General features: G+C 68.4%; 14 protein-coding genes. 6 read left to right on the top strand and 8 right to left on the bottom strand.

Going from position 1 to position 16,849, the window contains the following annotated elements:
• Positions 1-16 precede the first annotated feature (16 nt).
• Complete coding sequence (locus QC765_RS04765; protein ID WP_278313393.1) at positions 17-2,020, top strand: thioredoxin domain-containing protein; 2,004 nt, start codon at positions 17-19, stop codon at positions 2,018-2,020.
• Here QC765_RS04765 and QC765_RS04760 read toward each other — a convergent pair.
• The 3 genes from QC765_RS04760 to QC765_RS04750 all read right to left on the bottom strand — a co-directional run bounded on the left by QC765_RS04760 (position 2,001) and on the right by QC765_RS04750 (position 5,849).
• A complete protein-coding gene (locus QC765_RS04760) occupies positions 2,001-3,104 on the bottom strand; it encodes a 3-deoxy-7-phosphoheptulonate synthase (RefSeq protein ID WP_278313279.1) in 1,104 nt (367 codons plus the stop codon). The two genes, QC765_RS04765 and QC765_RS04760, sit on opposite strands and share 20 nt — an antisense overlap.
• A 274-nt stretch (positions 3,105-3,378) precedes the next feature.
• On the bottom strand, positions 3,379-4,944 hold the full coding sequence (locus tag QC765_RS04755) for an ABC transporter permease (RefSeq protein ID WP_278313278.1): 1,566 nt from the start codon (positions 4,942-4,944) through the stop codon (positions 3,379-3,381).
• Positions 4,941-5,849: an ABC transporter ATP-binding protein gene (locus tag QC765_RS04750; protein ID WP_278313277.1), complete on the bottom strand. Its 909-nt coding sequence runs from the start codon at positions 5,847-5,849 to the stop codon at positions 4,941-4,943. Before QC765_RS04750 ends, QC765_RS04755 begins: the two co-directional genes overlap by 4 nt.
• Before the next feature lie 119 nt (positions 5,850-5,968).
• Between QC765_RS04750 and QC765_RS04745 the strand changes: the two genes are divergently transcribed.
• Positions 5,969-6,601 carry a TetR/AcrR family transcriptional regulator gene (locus QC765_RS04745; RefSeq protein ID WP_278313276.1) on the top strand — a complete coding sequence of 211 codons (633 nt, stop codon included), beginning with the start codon at positions 5,969-5,971 and terminating at the stop codon, positions 6,599-6,601.
• 11 nt (positions 6,602-6,612) lie between these two features.
• On the opposite strand, the gene trhA is transcribed toward QC765_RS04745, so the two are convergent.
• Positions 6,613-7,281 carry a PAQR family membrane homeostasis protein TrhA gene (gene trhA / locus QC765_RS04740; protein ID WP_373876677.1) on the bottom strand — a complete coding sequence of 223 codons (669 nt, stop codon included), beginning with the start codon at positions 7,279-7,281 and terminating at the stop codon, positions 6,613-6,615.
• Positions 7,282-7,463: 182 nt separating this feature from the next.
• Here trhA and QC765_RS04735 point away from each other — a divergent pair, with 182 nt between their 5' ends.
• Positions 7,464-8,234, top strand: a complete 771-nt coding sequence (locus QC765_RS04735; protein ID WP_278313274.1) for an isoprenyl transferase — start codon at positions 7,464-7,466, stop codon at positions 8,232-8,234.
• A gap of 18 nt (positions 8,235-8,252) precedes the next feature.
• On the opposite strand, the gene coaA is transcribed toward QC765_RS04735, so the two are convergent.
• Positions 8,253-9,176 carry a type I pantothenate kinase gene (coaA, locus tag QC765_RS04730; protein ID WP_278313273.1) on the bottom strand — a complete coding sequence of 308 codons (924 nt, stop codon included), beginning with the start codon at positions 9,174-9,176 and terminating at the stop codon, positions 8,253-8,255.
• Between the two features lie 201 nt (positions 9,177-9,377).
• Between coaA and QC765_RS04725 the strand changes: the two genes are divergently transcribed.
• The 3 genes from QC765_RS04725 to phoH2 all read left to right on the top strand — a co-directional run bounded on the left by QC765_RS04725 (position 9,378) and on the right by phoH2 (position 13,614).
• Positions 9,378-10,622, top strand: coding sequence for a DUF885 domain-containing protein (locus QC765_RS04725; RefSeq protein ID WP_278313272.1), 1,245 nt, complete (start codon positions 9,378-9,380; stop codon positions 10,620-10,622).
• A gap of 116 nt (positions 10,623-10,738) precedes the next feature.
• Positions 10,739-12,040, top strand: a complete 1,302-nt coding sequence (glyA, locus tag QC765_RS04720) for a serine hydroxymethyltransferase (protein ID WP_278313271.1) — start codon at positions 10,739-10,741, stop codon at positions 12,038-12,040.
• Between the two features lie 269 nt (positions 12,041-12,309).
• On the top strand, positions 12,310-13,614 hold the full coding sequence (gene phoH2, locus QC765_RS04715) for an RNA 5'-3' helicase PhoH2 (RefSeq protein WP_278313270.1): 1,305 nt from the start codon (positions 12,310-12,312) through the stop codon (positions 13,612-13,614).
• Between the two features lie 106 nt (positions 13,615-13,720).
• On the opposite strand, the gene QC765_RS04710 is transcribed toward phoH2, so the two are convergent.
• From QC765_RS04710 to glpX, 3 genes are all read right to left on the bottom strand, one after another.
• A complete protein-coding gene (locus QC765_RS04710) occupies positions 13,721-13,969 on the bottom strand; it encodes a hypothetical protein (protein WP_278313269.1) in 249 nt (82 codons plus the stop codon).
• Between the two features lie 215 nt (positions 13,970-14,184).
• The gene (locus QC765_RS04705; protein WP_278313268.1) at positions 14,185-15,576 is read right to left on the bottom strand and encodes a class II fumarate hydratase; all 1,392 of its coding nucleotides are present in this window, start codon (positions 15,574-15,576) and stop codon (positions 14,185-14,187) included.
• A 123-nt stretch (positions 15,577-15,699) separates the two neighbouring features.
• Complete coding sequence (glpX, locus tag QC765_RS04700; protein ID WP_278313267.1) at positions 15,700-16,758, bottom strand: class II fructose-bisphosphatase; 1,059 nt, start codon at positions 16,756-16,758, stop codon at positions 15,700-15,702.
• Positions 16,759-16,849 lie beyond the last annotated feature (91 nt).

Below are 16,849 nucleotides of genomic sequence, written 5' to 3'. Positions count from 1 at the left end.
GGAGCGGGCGCGCAATATGCTCGGCCGGGCGTCGAGCCCGTACTTGCGCCAGCATGCCAGCAACCCGGTGCATTGGCAGGAATGGTCCAGCGATGCTCTGGAGTGGGCGCGCGAGCGTGACGTGCCGATCCTGTTGTCGATCGGCTATGCCTCCTGCCACTGGTGCCATGTGATGGCGCACGAATCTTTCGAGGACGAGCTGATCGCGGCCCAGATGAATCGCGATTTCGTGTGCATCAAGGTGGACCGGGAGGAACGCCCCGATCTTGATGCGATCTACATGAACGCCACCGTCGCCATGACCGGCCAGGGTGGCTGGCCCATGACGTGCTTCCTCACCCCTGGGGGCGAGCCGTTCTACTGCGGCACCTACTTCCCGGCGCGGCCGCGCGGCAGCATGCCGACGTTCCCGCAGGTGCTCTCCGCGATCTCGGGCACCTGGCGGGACCGCCGAGACGATGTGCACCGCGCGGCAGGCTCGGTGACCGCGGCCCTGCGCGAGAACGCGGCCGCCCTGCCGACGGGCGAGCGACTACCCGATGCCGCGATGCTCGACGCGGCCGCGGCCGCGATCATTGCCGATGAGGACACCACCCGCGGCGGGTTCGGGGGCGCGCCGAAGTTCCCGCCCTCCGCGGTTCTCGAGGGCCTGCTGCGCCACTACGAGCGCACCGGGGACGGTCTGCCAACGATCGGGCGCGCTGCCGCAGGCATGGCACGTGGCGGGATCTATGACCAGCTCGCGGGCGGGTTCTCCCGGTATGCGGTCGATGCTGACTGGGTGGTGCCGCACTTCGAGAAGATGCTCTACGACAACGCCCTGCTGCTGCGGTTCTATGCGCACCTCGCGCGCTGCACGGGCGATCCGCTCGCCGCGCGGGTGGCGCGGGAGACCGCGGGCTTCCTCCTGAAGGACCTGCGCACCCCAGAAGGGGGATTCGCCTCCGCCTTCGATGCCGACACCGAAGGCGTGGAGGGCCTGACGTACGCGTGGACGTCGCAGGAATTGATGGACGTCCTCGGCCTCGAGGACGGATTGTGGGCGGCAAGCCTGTTCGCGGTCGGCAGCACGGGCACGTTCGAGGGCGCGCAGAGCGTGCTGCAGCTGCCCGGGGATCCCGATGACGAGGAGCGCTTCGCTAGGGTCCGTGCCACCTTGCGCGCCGCGCGGGACCAGCGTCCCCAGCCGGAGCGCGATGACAAGGTCGTCACCGCATGGAACGGGCTCGCTATCACCGCGCTCGTTGAGGCTGGCCTGGCGCTCGACGAGCCGGACTATGTCCAGCAGGCCCGCGTGGCTGCCGAGTACTTGCTGGCGACCCACGTGGTGGAGGGGCGGCTACGCCGTGCCTCGCTGGGCGGCTCGGTCGGAGACGCCGCCGCGGTCCTTGACGATCATGGCGCGCTGGCCGTGGCTTTGCTCGCGCTCTACCAGGCCACCGGCGAGGATCACTGGCGGGCGCGCGCGGAGGAGCTTGCTGACATCGCGCTCCTGCACTTTGCTGATCCGGATGCGCCGGGAAGCTGGTTCGATACCGCTGACGATGCCGAGGCCCTGCTCGCGCGCCCCCGAGATCCGCTGGACGGGGCCACCCCATCTGGGGCGTCGACGATCACCGAGGCATTGCTCTCGCTCGCGGTGATCGCGGAGCCCGAGAAGGCTATCCGGTACCGGGAGCATGCGGAAGCGTCCTTGGCGCGGGCGGTGCTGCCGATCCAGCGGGCGCCACGCTCGGCGGGGCACTGGTTCGCGGTGGCGGAAGCTGCCGTGCATGGGCCCATCGAGATAGCGATCAGCACGACGGCGGGCGGGGATGGTGGCTTGCTCGCGGCCGCCCGGAAGAAATCACCAGGCGGTGCCATCGTGGTTGCTGCCGAAGCCGGCACCACGCCGCCGCTGGCCGACCGTCCTCCCATTGACGGCCAGCCAGCGGCCTACGTGTGCCGGGGCACGATGTGCCAGGCGCCCGTGGGCGACAGTGACGCGCTCGCAGCGCTGCTCACTGCTGCCGACGGCTGATCACCGCCTGGGCGAGCTCCTCGAGGAGGCTCTCGGTGGTGCCGAGGTCCATGCAGGCATCGGTCACCGATTGCCCGTACACGAGCGCGCCCGGGCCTGGCTCCTGGCGGCCTGCCACGAGGAAGCTCTCCAGCATCACTCCGGAGATGCCCTGGTTGCCGGACGCGACCATCGTGGCGACCTCACGCGCTACCTCGGCCTGCTGGACGTGGCTCTTGCCGGAGTTGGCATGGCTCGCATCGACCATCACCGCGCCCGGAAGTCCCGCCTTCCCGAGCAGCGCAGCGGCCGCCTCGATGTCTGCTTCGTAGTAGTTAGGGCCACCGCGCCCGCCGCGCAGGATGACATGCGTATCGGGGTTGCCAGTCGTCGAGACCAGGGCTGCCTTGCCATCGACATCGGAGCCGAAGAAGACCTGCGCGGATCCCGCGGCCCGGCAGCCGTCGATAGCTACCTGCACGTTGCCGTCGGTGGCGTTCTTGAAGCCGATGGGCATCGAGACGCCCGAGGCGAGCTGGCGATGCACCTGGCTCTCGGTGGTGCGGGCCCCGATCGCGCCCCAGGTGACGGTGTCCGCGATGTACTGGGGGCTGGTCGGCTCGAGGAACTCGCAGCCGACGGGCAGGCCCGTGTCGAGCACACCGAGCAGGACGGAGCGGGCGAGCCGCAGACCGCGCGGGATGTCGTACGTCTCGTCCATGCCGGGGTCGTTGATCAAGCCCTTCCATCCGACGGTGGTGCGGGGCTTCTCGAAGTACATGCGCATGACGATGCGCAGCTCATCGCGGTGGGCATGGGCGATCGGTGCGAGCCGTTGCGCGTAGTCGAGAGCGGCCTCGGTGTCATGCACCGAGCAGGGGCCGGTGACGACCACGAGGCGGTCATCCGTGCCGTCGAGAATCGCACGGACCTCGTCCCGCGTGGAGGCGACGAGGCTCGCGCGCTTGTCACCGAGGGGCATCTCCTCGAGGATCTCGCGCGGGCTCGGCAACGGCGAGATCGAGCGGACATGCACGTCACTGGTGGAGGCGGTGGCGCCGGGCTGGCCGGTGCGCTGGACATCGTCGCCGATGGAGAGTGACATCGTGGGCCTTTCGTTGATGCTCAGGCGGCCACACGTGGAATGCTCTCCCGGTGCCCGCCGGATAGCGGACTGAAAGCCAGCAGGCGGTCATGCCTGCGGCTTGGGCTCCGGATGAACAGTGATCGTCAGCGCGTGAATCGACCACCAGCTCCACCCGGAGCCGGTGTAAAGCGCCAATACGACCTGACAGAGGACATGACCACGACCATAACGCAGGATCGCGGTTTCGTCACCTCGGTGGCCGGCACCACAGCGCCCCCGCAGTGCTTCCGGATCATCCTGCGATATCGCGGCGCGCGAGGCCCATCGCGGCGGCGAGCAGCAGCACTATGGCGAGGGCGATCAGGGCCCAGGGAAAGCTCGAGGTGGGGTACTCGGCAACGTGGGCGAAGGGCGTGAGGTCGCGCGCCCATTGGGGGAGGCGCAGCACGGGCCCGAGGATCGCGACGGTCGCGGCCGCGGCGTAGGCGAGCCAGGCAATGCCCGCGAGGCGGGGAACGGAGGCGGCGAGGGCGAGCGCGATCGTTCCGAGCACGAGCGCCGGTGCCGCCTGGACCAGGGCGCCGGTGATGATGGATCCAGTGGCTGACCAGTCCTTCCCGCTGGCGCCCGCGCCGATCGCGAGAGCAGCGCCGCCGAGGAGGCAGGTGAGCAGCGCGGCCAGGATCGAGGGGAGCGCGTAGTGCGCGAGGATGCGGTGCCTGGGTTGCGGCGCCATGACGAGGGCAGGGAGCCGTCCCGCTCGCTCGTCGGCATGCAGGCGCAGCGCCACGGCCGTGGCACTGCCGGCGGCGAGGATGCTGAGGACAAGAAGGCTGAACGCCAGGAACGCGTCGGTGAAGGACTGCTCCCCGTAGGCAGCCATGACCTCGGCGGTGCCTTCGGAGGAAGCGGCGATGCTGTCGATGCCGGGCACGATCGAGCCGAACGCGCCGAGCGTGATGGCGGCAGCGAACGCCCAGGCGATGATGGTGCCGCGCGCGAGCCGCAGCTGCAGGCCGGGAAGCGTCCGCAGCAGGGGGCCCGCGCTCGCCGGGCCGGGACGGGCGCCAAGCAGCCCTTGCCCGAGGTCGCGGCGCGCGTTGACGACGAGCGCGAGCAGCAGGATCAGCGCCGCGGCGGCGAGCGTTCCGGCGAGCGGTGCAGGGTTATTGCCCTCGAAGGGCTCGCTGGCTTGTGCCCAGCTCAGCGGTGACGCCCAGCCGAGGGGCACCTCGGTGGTGTCGTGGACCGCACGGAGGGCGAAAGAGATGCCGAGGAATCCGAGCGCGAGCTTCCGTGCCGTCGTGGCATTGCTGGCCACCTGGGCGGCGAGCAGCGCGAGCATGCCGAAGATGATGCCGATCGTGGCGGCGGTGGCGCCGAAGGCCAGGGATCCGGTGCGATCAGCGCCCGCTGCGACGAGGGCAAGGACGATCGCGGCGCCGAGCGCTAGCTGGTTGGCGGTGACAAGGATGGCGCTTGCCGCGAGCGGGGCGCGCGGGCCGATGCGTCCGGCGAGGATGAGCTCCCAGGCCCCGGAATCCTCGTGGGCGCGGGTGGCGCGGATCGCGAGCAGTATCGCGCTGGCGGCGAGGGCGATGCTGGCGAGCCATCCGGCCTCGTAGACCGTGATGCCGCCGATGGTCTCGAGGCCGCGCGGCGGGCCGCTCATCGCGATCTGGGCGGTGATCTGGCCGTTGGTGCGGGCGTAGGCGGCACGCTCGGCGGCGGTGGGGTAGAGGGCGGCGATGGAGCGGGCGCCGAGCCAGACGAGGGCGGGCAGCGCCACGAGCCAGATGGCCATGCGTGTCCGGTCGAGGCGCAGGAGCAGCCGGACGAGGGTCGCGGTGCCGGTCATCGGGTGCTCCCGGTGGAGGTCGTGTAGTAGCTGCGGAAGAGATCCTCGAGGGTGGGGGGCGTGCAGGAGAGCTCGAGGAGGTCGGCGGTATCGAGGCGGCTGATGGCAGCGGGCAGCCCGGGGGCCGAGATGTCGAACTCGGCGCGGTGGTTGCCGTCGTCGGTGGTGATCGCGAGGTTCGCGATGCCGTCTGCATCGTCGAGGCCGGGCCTGGTGCGAGTGCGGGCGATCACGTGGGAACGGGCCACCCCGCGCAGCTCGGACAGCGATCCGGTCTGCACGGTTCGACCGTCGCGGATGATCGTGGTGGTGTCGCAGAGCTGGTCGACCTCGCTGAGGATATGGCTCGAGAGCAGCACTGTGGCGCCTTGCTCGGCCGCGGCGGTGACGCAGTGCGCGTACTCGGCGTGCATGAGTGGATCGAGGCCGGTAGTGGGCTCGTCGAGCACGAGCAGGTCCGGGCTGGCGGAGAACGCGGAGATCAGCGCGATCTTCTGCCGGTTCCCCTTGGAGTAGCTGCGAATCCGCTTGCGGGGGTCGAGGCGGAACCGGTCAATGAGCTCGTCGCGCTTGCGGGTGCTGGTGCCGGGGTTGGCGCGAGCGAGCACCTCGAGCGTTTCGCCGCCGGTGAGGCTGGGCCAGAAGGCCACATCGCCGGGCACGTAAGCGGTGCGGCGGTGGATATCGAGAGCGTGGGTGGCGGGGTCGTGGCCGAGGACGGCGACCTTGCCGCCGGTGCGGCGCATGAGTCCGAGGAGGATGCGGATGGTGGTGGATTTCCCGGCGCCGTTGGGGCCGAGGAAGCCGTGGATGGATCCGGTGTCGACCTGCAGGTCCAGCCCGGCGAGGGCGGTGAAGCGGCCGAAGTCCTTGGTGAGCGCGGTCGCGTCGATGGCGAGCGTCATGGTGGCTCCTGGTGGGGGCGCAAATCGTCAGTGACTGTCAACTGACAGTGACTACCAGAAATATATCGCAGTCCACCGCAAACCTGCAAGTGACTTTCAGAAATGGCTAGCATGGTGGCATGAGCCCCACCACGCACAGCGAGTCCCGGCCCGGGCTGCGCCAGCGCAAGAAGGCCGACGCCATGCGCCGCATCCAGCATGCCGCGCTCGACCTCTTCGAGGAGCAGGGCTACCAGAATGTCACCATCGAGCAGATCGCCCGTGCTGCCGAGACCTCGCCGAGCTCCGTGTACCGCTACTTCGGCACCAAGGAGCAACTCGTCCTCCACGACGACTATGACCCCCAGCTCCTCGCGTTCCTCGCGGCGGCGCCCGGTACAGTCGTCGAGGCGCTCGAGACCATGCGCGTCGGCATGGCCTCCATCATGGCGGGGTGGGAGAGCGGCGAGGTCGACGACATCGCGCGGCGGCTGCGCCTGATGCTCGACGAGGACAGCGTCCATGCCGCCATGACCCTCCAGATGGCCGAGTTCGAGTCGCTGGTCCACTCCGCGCTCGCCGCGCGCGGGGAAGGCGGCAGCGCGGCTGGCAATGAAGGGCTACGGACCCGGATGATCGCCGCCATGGTGGTCGCGGGTCTCGTGGCTGCGATCCGCCACTGGGCCGAGGCTGGATACAGCGATCGCCTCGCCGGGATGCTCGACGAGGCGATGGCCACGATCATCCGCGCGGTGCGCGCGATCGAGGGCTGATCCGGGAATGGCTAGCTGAGGGAGACCATCCAGATCGCGATGTAGTGGCTGAGCGCGGCGATGACGGTGGCAGCGTGGAAGAACTCGTGGTGGCCGAATGTCGCTGGCCATGGATTCGGCCACTTGGTGGCGTAGAGCACCGCGCCCACGCTATAGAACACGCCGCCCACGGCGAGCAGCACCAGGGGCACCCAGCCGGCCTCGGCGACCAGGTCGGGAATGACAAAAGCGACTGCCCAGCCCAGGAGGATGTAGAGCGGCACGCCCAGCCATACGGGCGAGGTGGGCCATAGCATCTTCAGGGCAACTCCAGCGAGCGCCCCGGCCCACACCACGATGAGGATGATCCGCCCGGTGTCCTCGGGCAGCGCGAGCATGCAGAAGGGCGTGTAGCTGCCCGCGATGAACAGGAAGATCATCGAGTGATCGGCACGCTTCATCCAGATGCGCTTGGCCGGGGTCTTCCAGGTGACGCGGTGATAGAGCGCGCTCACGCCGAACAGTCCCGAGATAGTGACGCTGTAGATCGACACGGCGAGCAGCGCGCGCGAGCCCTCCTGCGCCCCGACCACGGAGACGAGCGTGATGCCGGTGACGATCGATATGCCGAAGGCATAGAGGTGTATCCACCCGCGCATGCGAGGCTTGAGCGGCTTGAGCGCCTCGACGATCGATGACATGGGAACCATTGCCTCCTTGGGCTGGGCAACCGGGCAGGAACGCTACTTACGGTAGCGTAGGTTACGCCAGTGTAGATTATGGCGAAGCGCGCTTGGCTTTGTGCCATTTCATTATCCCCCCACCGAGTCGCCCAATGCCGCCGAGCAAGCGGCGTAGGCTACCTCACCGTGGTGATCGAATCGTGAAGCAACCGTCCACAACGGTGTACCGGCTCTATGAGCAGCGCCTACTCCGGAAGCTCGAAGGCATGCAGCGGCCCAAGCACATCGCCGTCCTCTGCGACGGAAACCGGCGATGGGCACGCGCGGCAGGATTCACCGACGTCAGCCACGGCTACCGCATGGGCGCGCGCAAGATCGCCGAGATGCTCGAATGGTGCGACGAGGCCGGGGTTGGCCTCACCACGATCTACCTGCTCTCCACCGAGAACCTCCACCGCGACCCCGACGAGCTCGCCGCGCTCCTCGAGATCATCACCGATGTCGTCGAGGAGATCTCCGGGCCCGGCAAGAACTGGCGCGTCCGCGTCGTCGGCGCCATGGAGCTCCTGCCCGAGGCCGCTGCCACGAGGCTCCAGGAAGCAGCGCGGCGGACTCGCGGACGCACCGGCACCCACGTCAACGTCGCTGTCGGCTACGGAGGGCGCCAGGAGATCTCCGACGCGGTCCGGGCGCTCCTCGCCCGCGCCATCTCCAATGGCAAGCATGGCGACGAGCTCATCGAGTCCATCACCGTCGAAGGCATCGCCGACCACCTCTATACCTCCGGGCAGCCCGACCCCGACCTCGTCATCCGCACCTCCGGCGAGCAACGGCTCTCCGGGTTCCTCCTGTGGCAGAGCGCCTACTCCGAGATCTGGTTCACCGAGGCATACTGGCCGGAGTTCCGGCGCGTCGACTTCCTCCGGGCACTGCGGGACTACGGCGCCCGCCATCGGCGGTTCGGCCGCTGACCAGCAGCGCTCACCCGCTCAGAGCTTGCGCAGCCGCAGCCTGTTGATCCGGTGATTGTTGTCCTTGCGCAGCACCAGCGTCGCCCGGGGCCGTGTCGGCAGGATGTTCTCCACCAGGTTCGGATAGTTGATCGACGCCCAGATCTCGGAAGCCTTGGCGCGGGCATCCTCGTCCGACAATGACGAGTAGTGGTGGAAGTGCGAGCGCGGATCGGCGAAGGCCGTCTTGCGCAGCGTCAGGAACCGCTGGATGTACCAATCCTCGATGTCCTCGATGCGCGCATCGACGTAGATGGAGAAATCGAACAGGTCCGAGACCATCAGCGTCGGGCCCGTCTGCAAGACGTTGAGGCCCTCGATGATCAGGATGTCGGGCTGGCGCACCACGTGCCTTGCACCGGCGACGATGTCATACGCATGGTGCGAGTACACCGGCGCGGAAACCTCCGGCGCGCCCGACTTGACCTCCGTGACGAAGCGCAGCAGCGCTCGCCGGTCATAGCTATCCGGGAACCCCTTGCGATGCATGATACCGCGCCGCTGCAGCTCCTTCGTCGAGTGCAGGAACCCATCGGTGGTGACCAGATCCACCCGGGGATGGTTCTCCCAGCGCGCGAGCAGCGCCTGTAGCACGCGGGCCGTTGTCGATTTGCCCACCGCTACGCTGCCCGCGACCCCGATCACGAACGGTACTTGCTGGTCAGGGTGCGCCTCGCCGAGGAATGTCGCGGTCGCTGCGAAGAGGCGCTGCCGGGCGGCCACCTGCAGGTGGATCAGCCGGGACAGCGGCAGGTAGACCTCCTCGACCTCCGCGAGATCGATCTGCTCGCCGAGCCCGCGCAGTCCACGCAGCTCATCCTCGGTCAGCACCATCGGCTGCGACCTGCGCAGCCCTCTCCATTGGTCGCGGGTGAACGCCACATACGGGCTCGGCTCGCTCATCGACAAGCCCCCTCGCTGGCGTAGTGCCGGGCGCCGGACCTGGATTCCGTGCGCTCACCGATGTTCGAACTGATCGTCAACTCCTCGTGCTTGGCCCGATGCCCTGCCCACGCGGCCCTACAGGCAGATCCTAGACCCTGCGACGCGCTCCGGATCCAGTACCTCGGCTGCCACGCCGGGTTGCCGATATCGTGGACGGTCATGGACAGCACGGCGCCCACGGAAGGACTCGTCTACGACTACTTGCGGCTCGGGCTGCGGTTCGACCGGATCGAGGAAGGATTCGTCGACGCCTACACCGGCGATCCCGCGCTGCGGCGAGAGGTCCTCGACGAGCCCTCGCCGCAGCCAGCCCGGCTCGCTGCCGAGGCCCAGCGCCTGCGCGCCGACATCGACCAGAGCGACCTGCCGCCGCAACGGCGGGAGTTCATCTCCATGCACCTGCGCGCGCTCGAATGCTCCGGGCGCAAGCTCGCGGGCGAGGAGGTGGGCTTCATCGATGAGGTCCGCGACTACTTCGATGTCGAGATCGGGCTCGGTGACCCAGATCGGTACCGCCAGGCCCATCGCGAGCTCGACGACCTGCTCCCGGGCGAGGGTGATCTTGCCGAGCGGATGCGCGCCCACCGGGCCAGCGAGGAGATCCCGCCCGAGCGGCTCGATGAATGCGTGGCGGCCTTATCGAGCGCGCTGCGCGATATCGTGCGGACCAGGTTCGGCCTTCCCACCGGCGAGCAGGTCGTGTTCGACGTCGTCACCGACAAGCCCTGGTCGGGCTTCAACTACTACGAGGGTGGCTTCCGCTCCACCGTCGCTATCAACGCGGACCTGCGGCAGCACACGTCCTCCCTGCCGCACCTGATCGCCCATGAGGCCTACCCCGGCCACCACACCGAGCACTGCCACAAGGACATCGCGCTCGTCGAGCAAGGGCAGGCCGAGCAGGCCCTCTTCCTCGTCAACACCCCGCAATGCCTCATGGCCGAGGGGCTCGCGGACCTCGCGCTGCACGCGGCAGCGGGGGAGCAGTGGGGATCCTGGGCGCAGGACATCTACGCCGACCTCGGCATCCGGTTCGACGGCGAGCGGGCGCAACGCATCGCGACGGCGGCCTCCGGGCTGCTAGCGGTCCGGCAGGACGCGGCGATCATGCTCCACGACCGGCACGAGCACATCGACGAGGTGGCGGCCTTCCTGCAGCGCTGGCTGCTCATCACGCCGCAGCGCTCCCGCCAGACCCTGCGGTTCCTCACCTCCCCGCTGTGGCGGGCGTACGTGAGCACCTACGTGGAGGGCTACCAGTTGCTGCGCGACTGGCTGCGCCTCGATGCCGCGAGCACCACTGGCCGCGGGGATCCGGCGACGGGGGAGCGCTTCGCCCGATTGCTCGACGAGCCGCTGCTGCCGGGCGCATTGCGAGCCGATCTCGACCAGTCCGGGCGCTGAGCCCTCCCTCGTGGGTCGCTCGTGGCGGGTTTCACCGGGACTGCGAAGTTCCGTACACTTGGGCAGGCTTCGCGCGATCGACGTCGCCTCGAACGAAAAACCCAGGAGATTCACTGATGACTGCTGCACCCGTTGGCGCTTCGAGCTTCACCGCTTCGCTCGCTGAGGTCGATCCCGACGTCGCGGCGGCGATGGCCGGTGAGCTCGCGAGGCAGCGCGACACCCTCGAGATGATCGCCTCGGAGAACTTCGTGCCCCGCGCGGTGCTGCAGGCGCAGGGCTCGGTCTTGACCAACAAGTACGCCGAGGGCTACCCGGGGCGCCGCTACTACGGTGGCTGCGAGCATGTCGATGTCGTCGAGAACCTCGCCCGGGACCGCGCCAAGGCCCTGTTCGGCGCCGAGTTCGCCAATGTGCAGCCCCATGCTGGCGCGCAGGCCAACGCCGCGGTGCTGCACGCGCTGATGAAGCCGGGCGAGCGGCTGATGGGCCTCGACCTCGCCCACGGCGGCCACCTCACCCACGGCATGCGCCTCAACTTCTCCGGCAAGCTCTACGAGGTCGGCTTCTACGGCGTCGATCCCACGACGTTCCGCGTGGACATGGACGCGATCCGCGCGAAGGCGCTCGAGTTCCGCCCCGAGGTCATCGTCGCCGGCTGGTCGGCGTACCCGAGGCAGCAGGACTTCGCCGCGTTCCGCGCCATCGCTGACGAGGTCGGCGCGAAGCTGTGGGTGGACATGGCCCACTTCGCCGGTCTTGTCGCCGCGGGCCTGCACCCCTCGCCCGTGCCGCACGCCGACATCGTCTCCACCACCGTCCACAAGACGCTCGGCGGCCCCCGCTCGGGACTGATCATGGGCACCAAGGAGTGGCAGAAGCCCATCAACTCGGCGGTGTTCCCCGGGCAGCAGGGCGGCCCATTGATGCATGCGATCGCCGCGAAGGCCGTCGCGTTCAAGATCGCGGCTACCGAGGAGTTCGCGCAGCGCCAGCAGCGCACCCTCTCCGGGGCCCGGATCATCGCCGAGCGGCTCACCCACAGCGACGTCGCGGCCAAGGGGATCACCGTTCTCACCGGCGGCACCGATGTGCACCTCGTGCTCGTGGACCTGCGTGATTCCGCGCTCGACGGCCAGCAGGCCGAGGATCTCCTCCACGAGGCAGGCATCACCGTCAACCGCAATGCCGTCCCGTTCGACCCGCGGCCTCCGATGGTCACCTCCGGCCTGCGCATCGGCACCGCCGCGCTCGCCACTCGCGGATTCGGCGATGCAGAGTTCAGCAAGGTCGCTGACATCATCGCCCGCGCCCTCACCGGTGCCGCGGACGTGGATCAGCTGCGTGGCGAGGTCTCCGCGCTGGCGAAGGAGCTCCCGCTGTACGAGGGCCTCGAGGATTGGCGCCTGATCGGCTGACAAGCACTCGCGAGAGGCGGCGAAACCATAGGTGAACAGCAGTCTCACCAGGTCTCGCCGCCTTTCGTAACGGTTCACCCAACGTTTACCGTCATGCCGTCACCGCGAGAGCGAGCGACCGGTAGCGTCGCCGGTGTAGACCACATCACGTGCCTACCCGGGAAGCCCTGACCGTCATCATGAAAGGGTCGGCACCCGACCCGGCGCATGGGACCATCCCGGCCGCAGCGAGACCGCCCACAGTGGTGCGCGTGGGCCAAGGAGCGCCCGTGACCGTGACGAACACCCCACGTTCCGTCCGCACATATGTCCTCGACACGTCGGTCCTGCTGTCCGACCCGAGGGCGCTCGCGCGGTTCGACGAGCACCACATCGTCCTGCCCCTCGTCGTCATCGGCGAGCTCGAGGCGAAGCGGCACCACCCCGAGCTCGGCTGGTTCGCCCGGGAATCCCTCCGCACCCTCGAGGACCTCCGCACCGAGCATGGCCGGCTCGACAGCCCCGTGCCCGTCGGCACCCAGGGCGGCACCCTCCGCGTCGAGCTCAATCACATCGACCCCGAGGTCCTGCCCACGGGTTTCCGCACCGGCACCAACGACTCCCGCATCCTCGCGTGCGCCCTCAACCTCGCCGCGGAGGGACAGGACGTGGTGCTCGTCAGCAAGGACATCCCGCTGCGCGTCAAGGCCGGAGCCGTGGGCCTGCGCGCCGACGAGTACCACGCGCATGACGTCGTGATCTCCGGCTGGACCGGTATGACCGAGGTCTCCGTCGACCGCACCACCATCGACACGCTGTTCAGCACCGGGGAGATCGAGCTCGACGAGGCCCGCGAGCTGCCCTGCCACACCGGGCTCCGGCTGCTCTCCGCGCACTCGAGCGCGCTGGGCCGCGTCACCGCTGACAAGACCGTCAAGCTCGTGCGCGGCGACCGCGAGGCGTTCGGCCTGCACGGCAGGTCGGCCGAGCAGCGCATCGCCCTCGACATCCTCCTCGATGACAGCGTCGGCATCGTCTCCCTCGGCGGCCGCGCCGGCACCGGCAAGTCAGCGCTCGCCCTGTGCGCCGGCCTCGAATCCGTCCTCGAGCATGGCAACCACCGCAAGATCGTGGTGTTCCGGCCCCTGTACGCCGTCGGAGGTCAGGACCTCGGATACCTGCCGGGCAGCGAGAGCGAGAAGATGGGGCCGTGGGCACAGGCCGTGTTCGACACGCTCGAGGGCCTCGCCAGCCCGAACGTGATCGAGGAAGTGCTCTCCCGCGGCATGCTCGAGGTCCTGCCGCTCACCCACATCCGTGGACGAAGCCTGCACGATTCGTTCGTCATCGTCGACGAGGCGCAATCCCTCGAGCGCAACGTGCTGCTCACCGTTCTCTCCCGGCTCGGCACCGGGTCGCGGGTCGTGCTCACCCATGATGTCGCCCAGCGCGATAACCTCCGCGTGGGCCGGTTCGACGGGGTCGCGGCGGTCATCGAGAAGCTCAAGGGGCATCCGCTGTTCGCGCACATCACCCTGACGCGCAGCGAGCGCTCGCCCATCGCGGCCCTGGTGACCGAGATGCTGGAGAGCTGACGCACGACGTCCTTGGGAAGCAACGGACGGCCCCGGGATCATCCCGGGGCCGTCCGTCGCATCGTCGCTGCATGCCGCTGGGCAGATCCCCTGCGGCATTCGCGGGTCACTCCTCGCTGGTCAGGTCCTCGCCCTGCTCCAGCGGGGCCTCGGTGCCCAGATCATCGGTGGGTGCCTCGCCGAACGACATCGTGTCGAGCTGGTCAAGGCTGCCCGATTCAGTCAGGGTGCCGAGGATCGTGTCGAGCATCCCGGTCGAGACCTCCCCGAAGATCTCGCCGAACACCTCGTTCAGGGCATCGCCACCCACGATGCCGAGCAGGTCGAATCCCCCATCGAGGAATGCATCCAGCATTGGCCGCTCCAATCGTTGTCCACGCTCTGCGCTACTGCTGGTCGCGCTGACACGACCACTCCAGCATTGGTAGCACGTCACCGCGCTCGTTCCGCGCGGCTCAATCAGACCGCAACGCAGACGAGACCGTTTGGGCATCAACAAGACTCCCGGCAGGCAACTGCCCGGCAGCGGACCAGGTCCACTGCCGGGCAGCCAGGAGCAACGCGCCGTGCTTACTTGACCTTCGCCATGGCCAGCACATCGAGCCGCTTGTCGAGCTCGGCCTCCGACAGCTTCTCCGGCACCAGGCCGCGGTCGATCACCGCCTGCCGGATCGTCTTCTTCTCCTTCAGGGCTTCCTTCGCGACCGCGGCAGCCTCCTCGTAGCCGATCGCGCTGTTGAGCGGCGTCACGATCGACGGCGAGGACTCCGCGAGCTCCTTGAGGTGCTCGGTGTTGGCCACGAGGCCCGCCACGCAGCGGTCCGCGAAGATCCGCGACACGTTGGAGAGCAGCGTGAACGATTCCAGCACGTTGCGCGCCATCATCGGGATGTAGACATTGAGCTCGAACGCGCCATTGCCGCCGCCCCACGTGACCGCGGCGTCATTGCCAATGATCTGCGCGCCGACCTGCGTCACGGCCTCCGGGAGCACCGGATTGACCTTGCCCGGCATGATCGACGAGCCCGGCTGCAGGTCCGGCAGCTGGAGCTCGCCGAGGCCAGTCAGCGGCCCGGAGCCCATCCAGCGGATGTCGTTGGCGATCTTCGTCAGCGACACCGCGATCGTCTTCAGCGCGCCGGATGCCTCGACCAGGCCATCGCGGGCAGCCTGTGCCTCGAAGTGATCAGCGGCCTCGCGCAGCTCCGACAAGCCCGTGGACTTCTTCAGCTCCTTGACGACCTTCGCGCCGAACTTGTCCGGAGCGTTCAGGCCGCTGCCCACCGCCGTGCCGCCGATCGGCAGCTCGCCAAGCCGGGGGAGCGTCGCCTTGACGCGCTCGATGCCAGCCTCGATCTGCCGGGCGTAGCCACCGAACTCCTGGCCCAGCGTCACCGGCACCGCGTCCATCAGGTGCGTGCGGCCGGACTTCACTACGTTCTTCCACTCGACCGACTTCGCCTGCAATGCCTTCTGCAGGTGCTCGAGCGCAGGGATCAGCGTCTTCACAGCGGCCTCGGTAGCCGCGAGATGCGTCGCAGTGGGGAACGTATCGTTCGACGACTGCGACATGTTCACATGATCGTTCGGATGGACGGTGACGCCGTTCTGCGCGGCGATCGACGCGATCACCTCGTTGCTGTTCATGTTCGAGCTCGTGCCCGAGCCGGTCTGGAACACATCGATCGGGAACTGGTCATCGTGCTTGCCCTCGGCGATCTCGTTGGCCGCCGCGATGATCGCGTCCGCTTGCTCGGCCGGGATCAGCCCGAGATCCTTGTTCACCTTGGCGCACGCGGCCTTCAGCAGGCCCATCGCGCGGATCTGCGTGCGCTCGAGGCCACGGCCACTGATGGGGAAGTTCTCCACCGCGCGCTGAGTCTGCGCGCGCCACAACGCGTCAACGGGGACTTGCACCTCTCCCATGGTGTCGCGCTCGATGCGGTACTGCTGTTCAGCCACGGTTCCTCCGGGAAGATCGACTTGTCTGTCAGGCCTTGCTCTTCGTGCACAATACTGCTGCCCCTGCCAGGGAGCGGCGGCAAGGTACGCGGCACCAGGGGAGCCGCGACCTGCCGCGGATGATCACGGCAACGGCGGGAAAGCCGAGCCGTCACCTTCGAAATCAATGCTCGAGTACGACTTCAGCTTCGTCAGGCGATGGTAGGCCTCGATCATTCGCACCGTTCCCGACTTCGAGCGCATCACGATCGACTGGGTCGTCGCGCCGCCGGCACGGTAGCGAACACCGCGCAGCAGGTCACCATCAGTGATCCCGGTCGCCACGAAGAACACGTTGTCGCCCGAGACGAGATCGTCCGTCAGCAGTACCTGGTCGAGGTCGTAGCCGCGATCAAGGGCCTTCTGGCGCTCCTCGTCGTCCTTCGGCGCCAGCCGGCCCACCAGGGTGCCACCGAGGCATCGCATCGCCGCGGCGGCGATGATGCCCTCCGGGGTGCCACCGATGCCCATCAGCATGTCCGTGCCGGAATCGGGCCGCGCCGTCGCGATCGCGCCCGCCACATCGCCATCCGAGATCAACCGGATCCGTGCCCCGGTCTCCCGGACCTCCTGGATCAGCTTCGCGTGCCGGGGACGATCGAGGATGCACACCACCACATCGCCCACGCTGGACTTGTGCGCCTTCGCGACCCGCTGGATGTTCGCCTTCACCGGATCATTGATATCGATCACGTCCGCCGCGTCCGGGCCCACCGCGATCTTCTCCATGTAGAACACCGCCGACGGATCGAACATCGCGCCACGCTCGGCGACCGCGAGCACGGAGATCGCGTTCGGCTTGCCCTTCGCCATCAAGGTCGTGCCATCGATCGGATCGACAGCGACATCCACCTCGGGACCGTCGCCGTTGCCGACCTCCTCGCCGTTGTACAGCATCGGGGCCTCGTCCTTCTCGCCCTCCCCGATGACCACCGTGCCGCGCATCGTCACCGTGCTCACGAGCTGGCGCATCGCGTCCACCGCAGCGCCATCCCCGCCTTCCTTCGCGCCACGGCCAACCCACCGGCCCGCGGCCATCGCGCCCGCCTCGGTCACCCGCACCAGCTCGAGGGCGAGGTTGCGGTCGGGCTTGGGGTTCAGCAAAGGATCAGGGGTGGATGTGCCACCGGAATTGGTCGTCATGGACGAGGTGCCTCCCTCAGGTTTGTCGCCGGGCCCGGCGCCCGAAGCAGCGACGAGCCGACAGCGTCAGGATGTGCTCGTTGGCATTCTT

Source organism: Hoyosella levis (genome assembly GCF_026008515.1).
Lineage (GTDB): Bacteria > Actinomycetota > Actinomycetes > Mycobacteriales > Mycobacteriaceae > Lolliginicoccus > Lolliginicoccus levis.
This window is presented reverse-complemented; position numbering and strand designations above follow the sequence as displayed.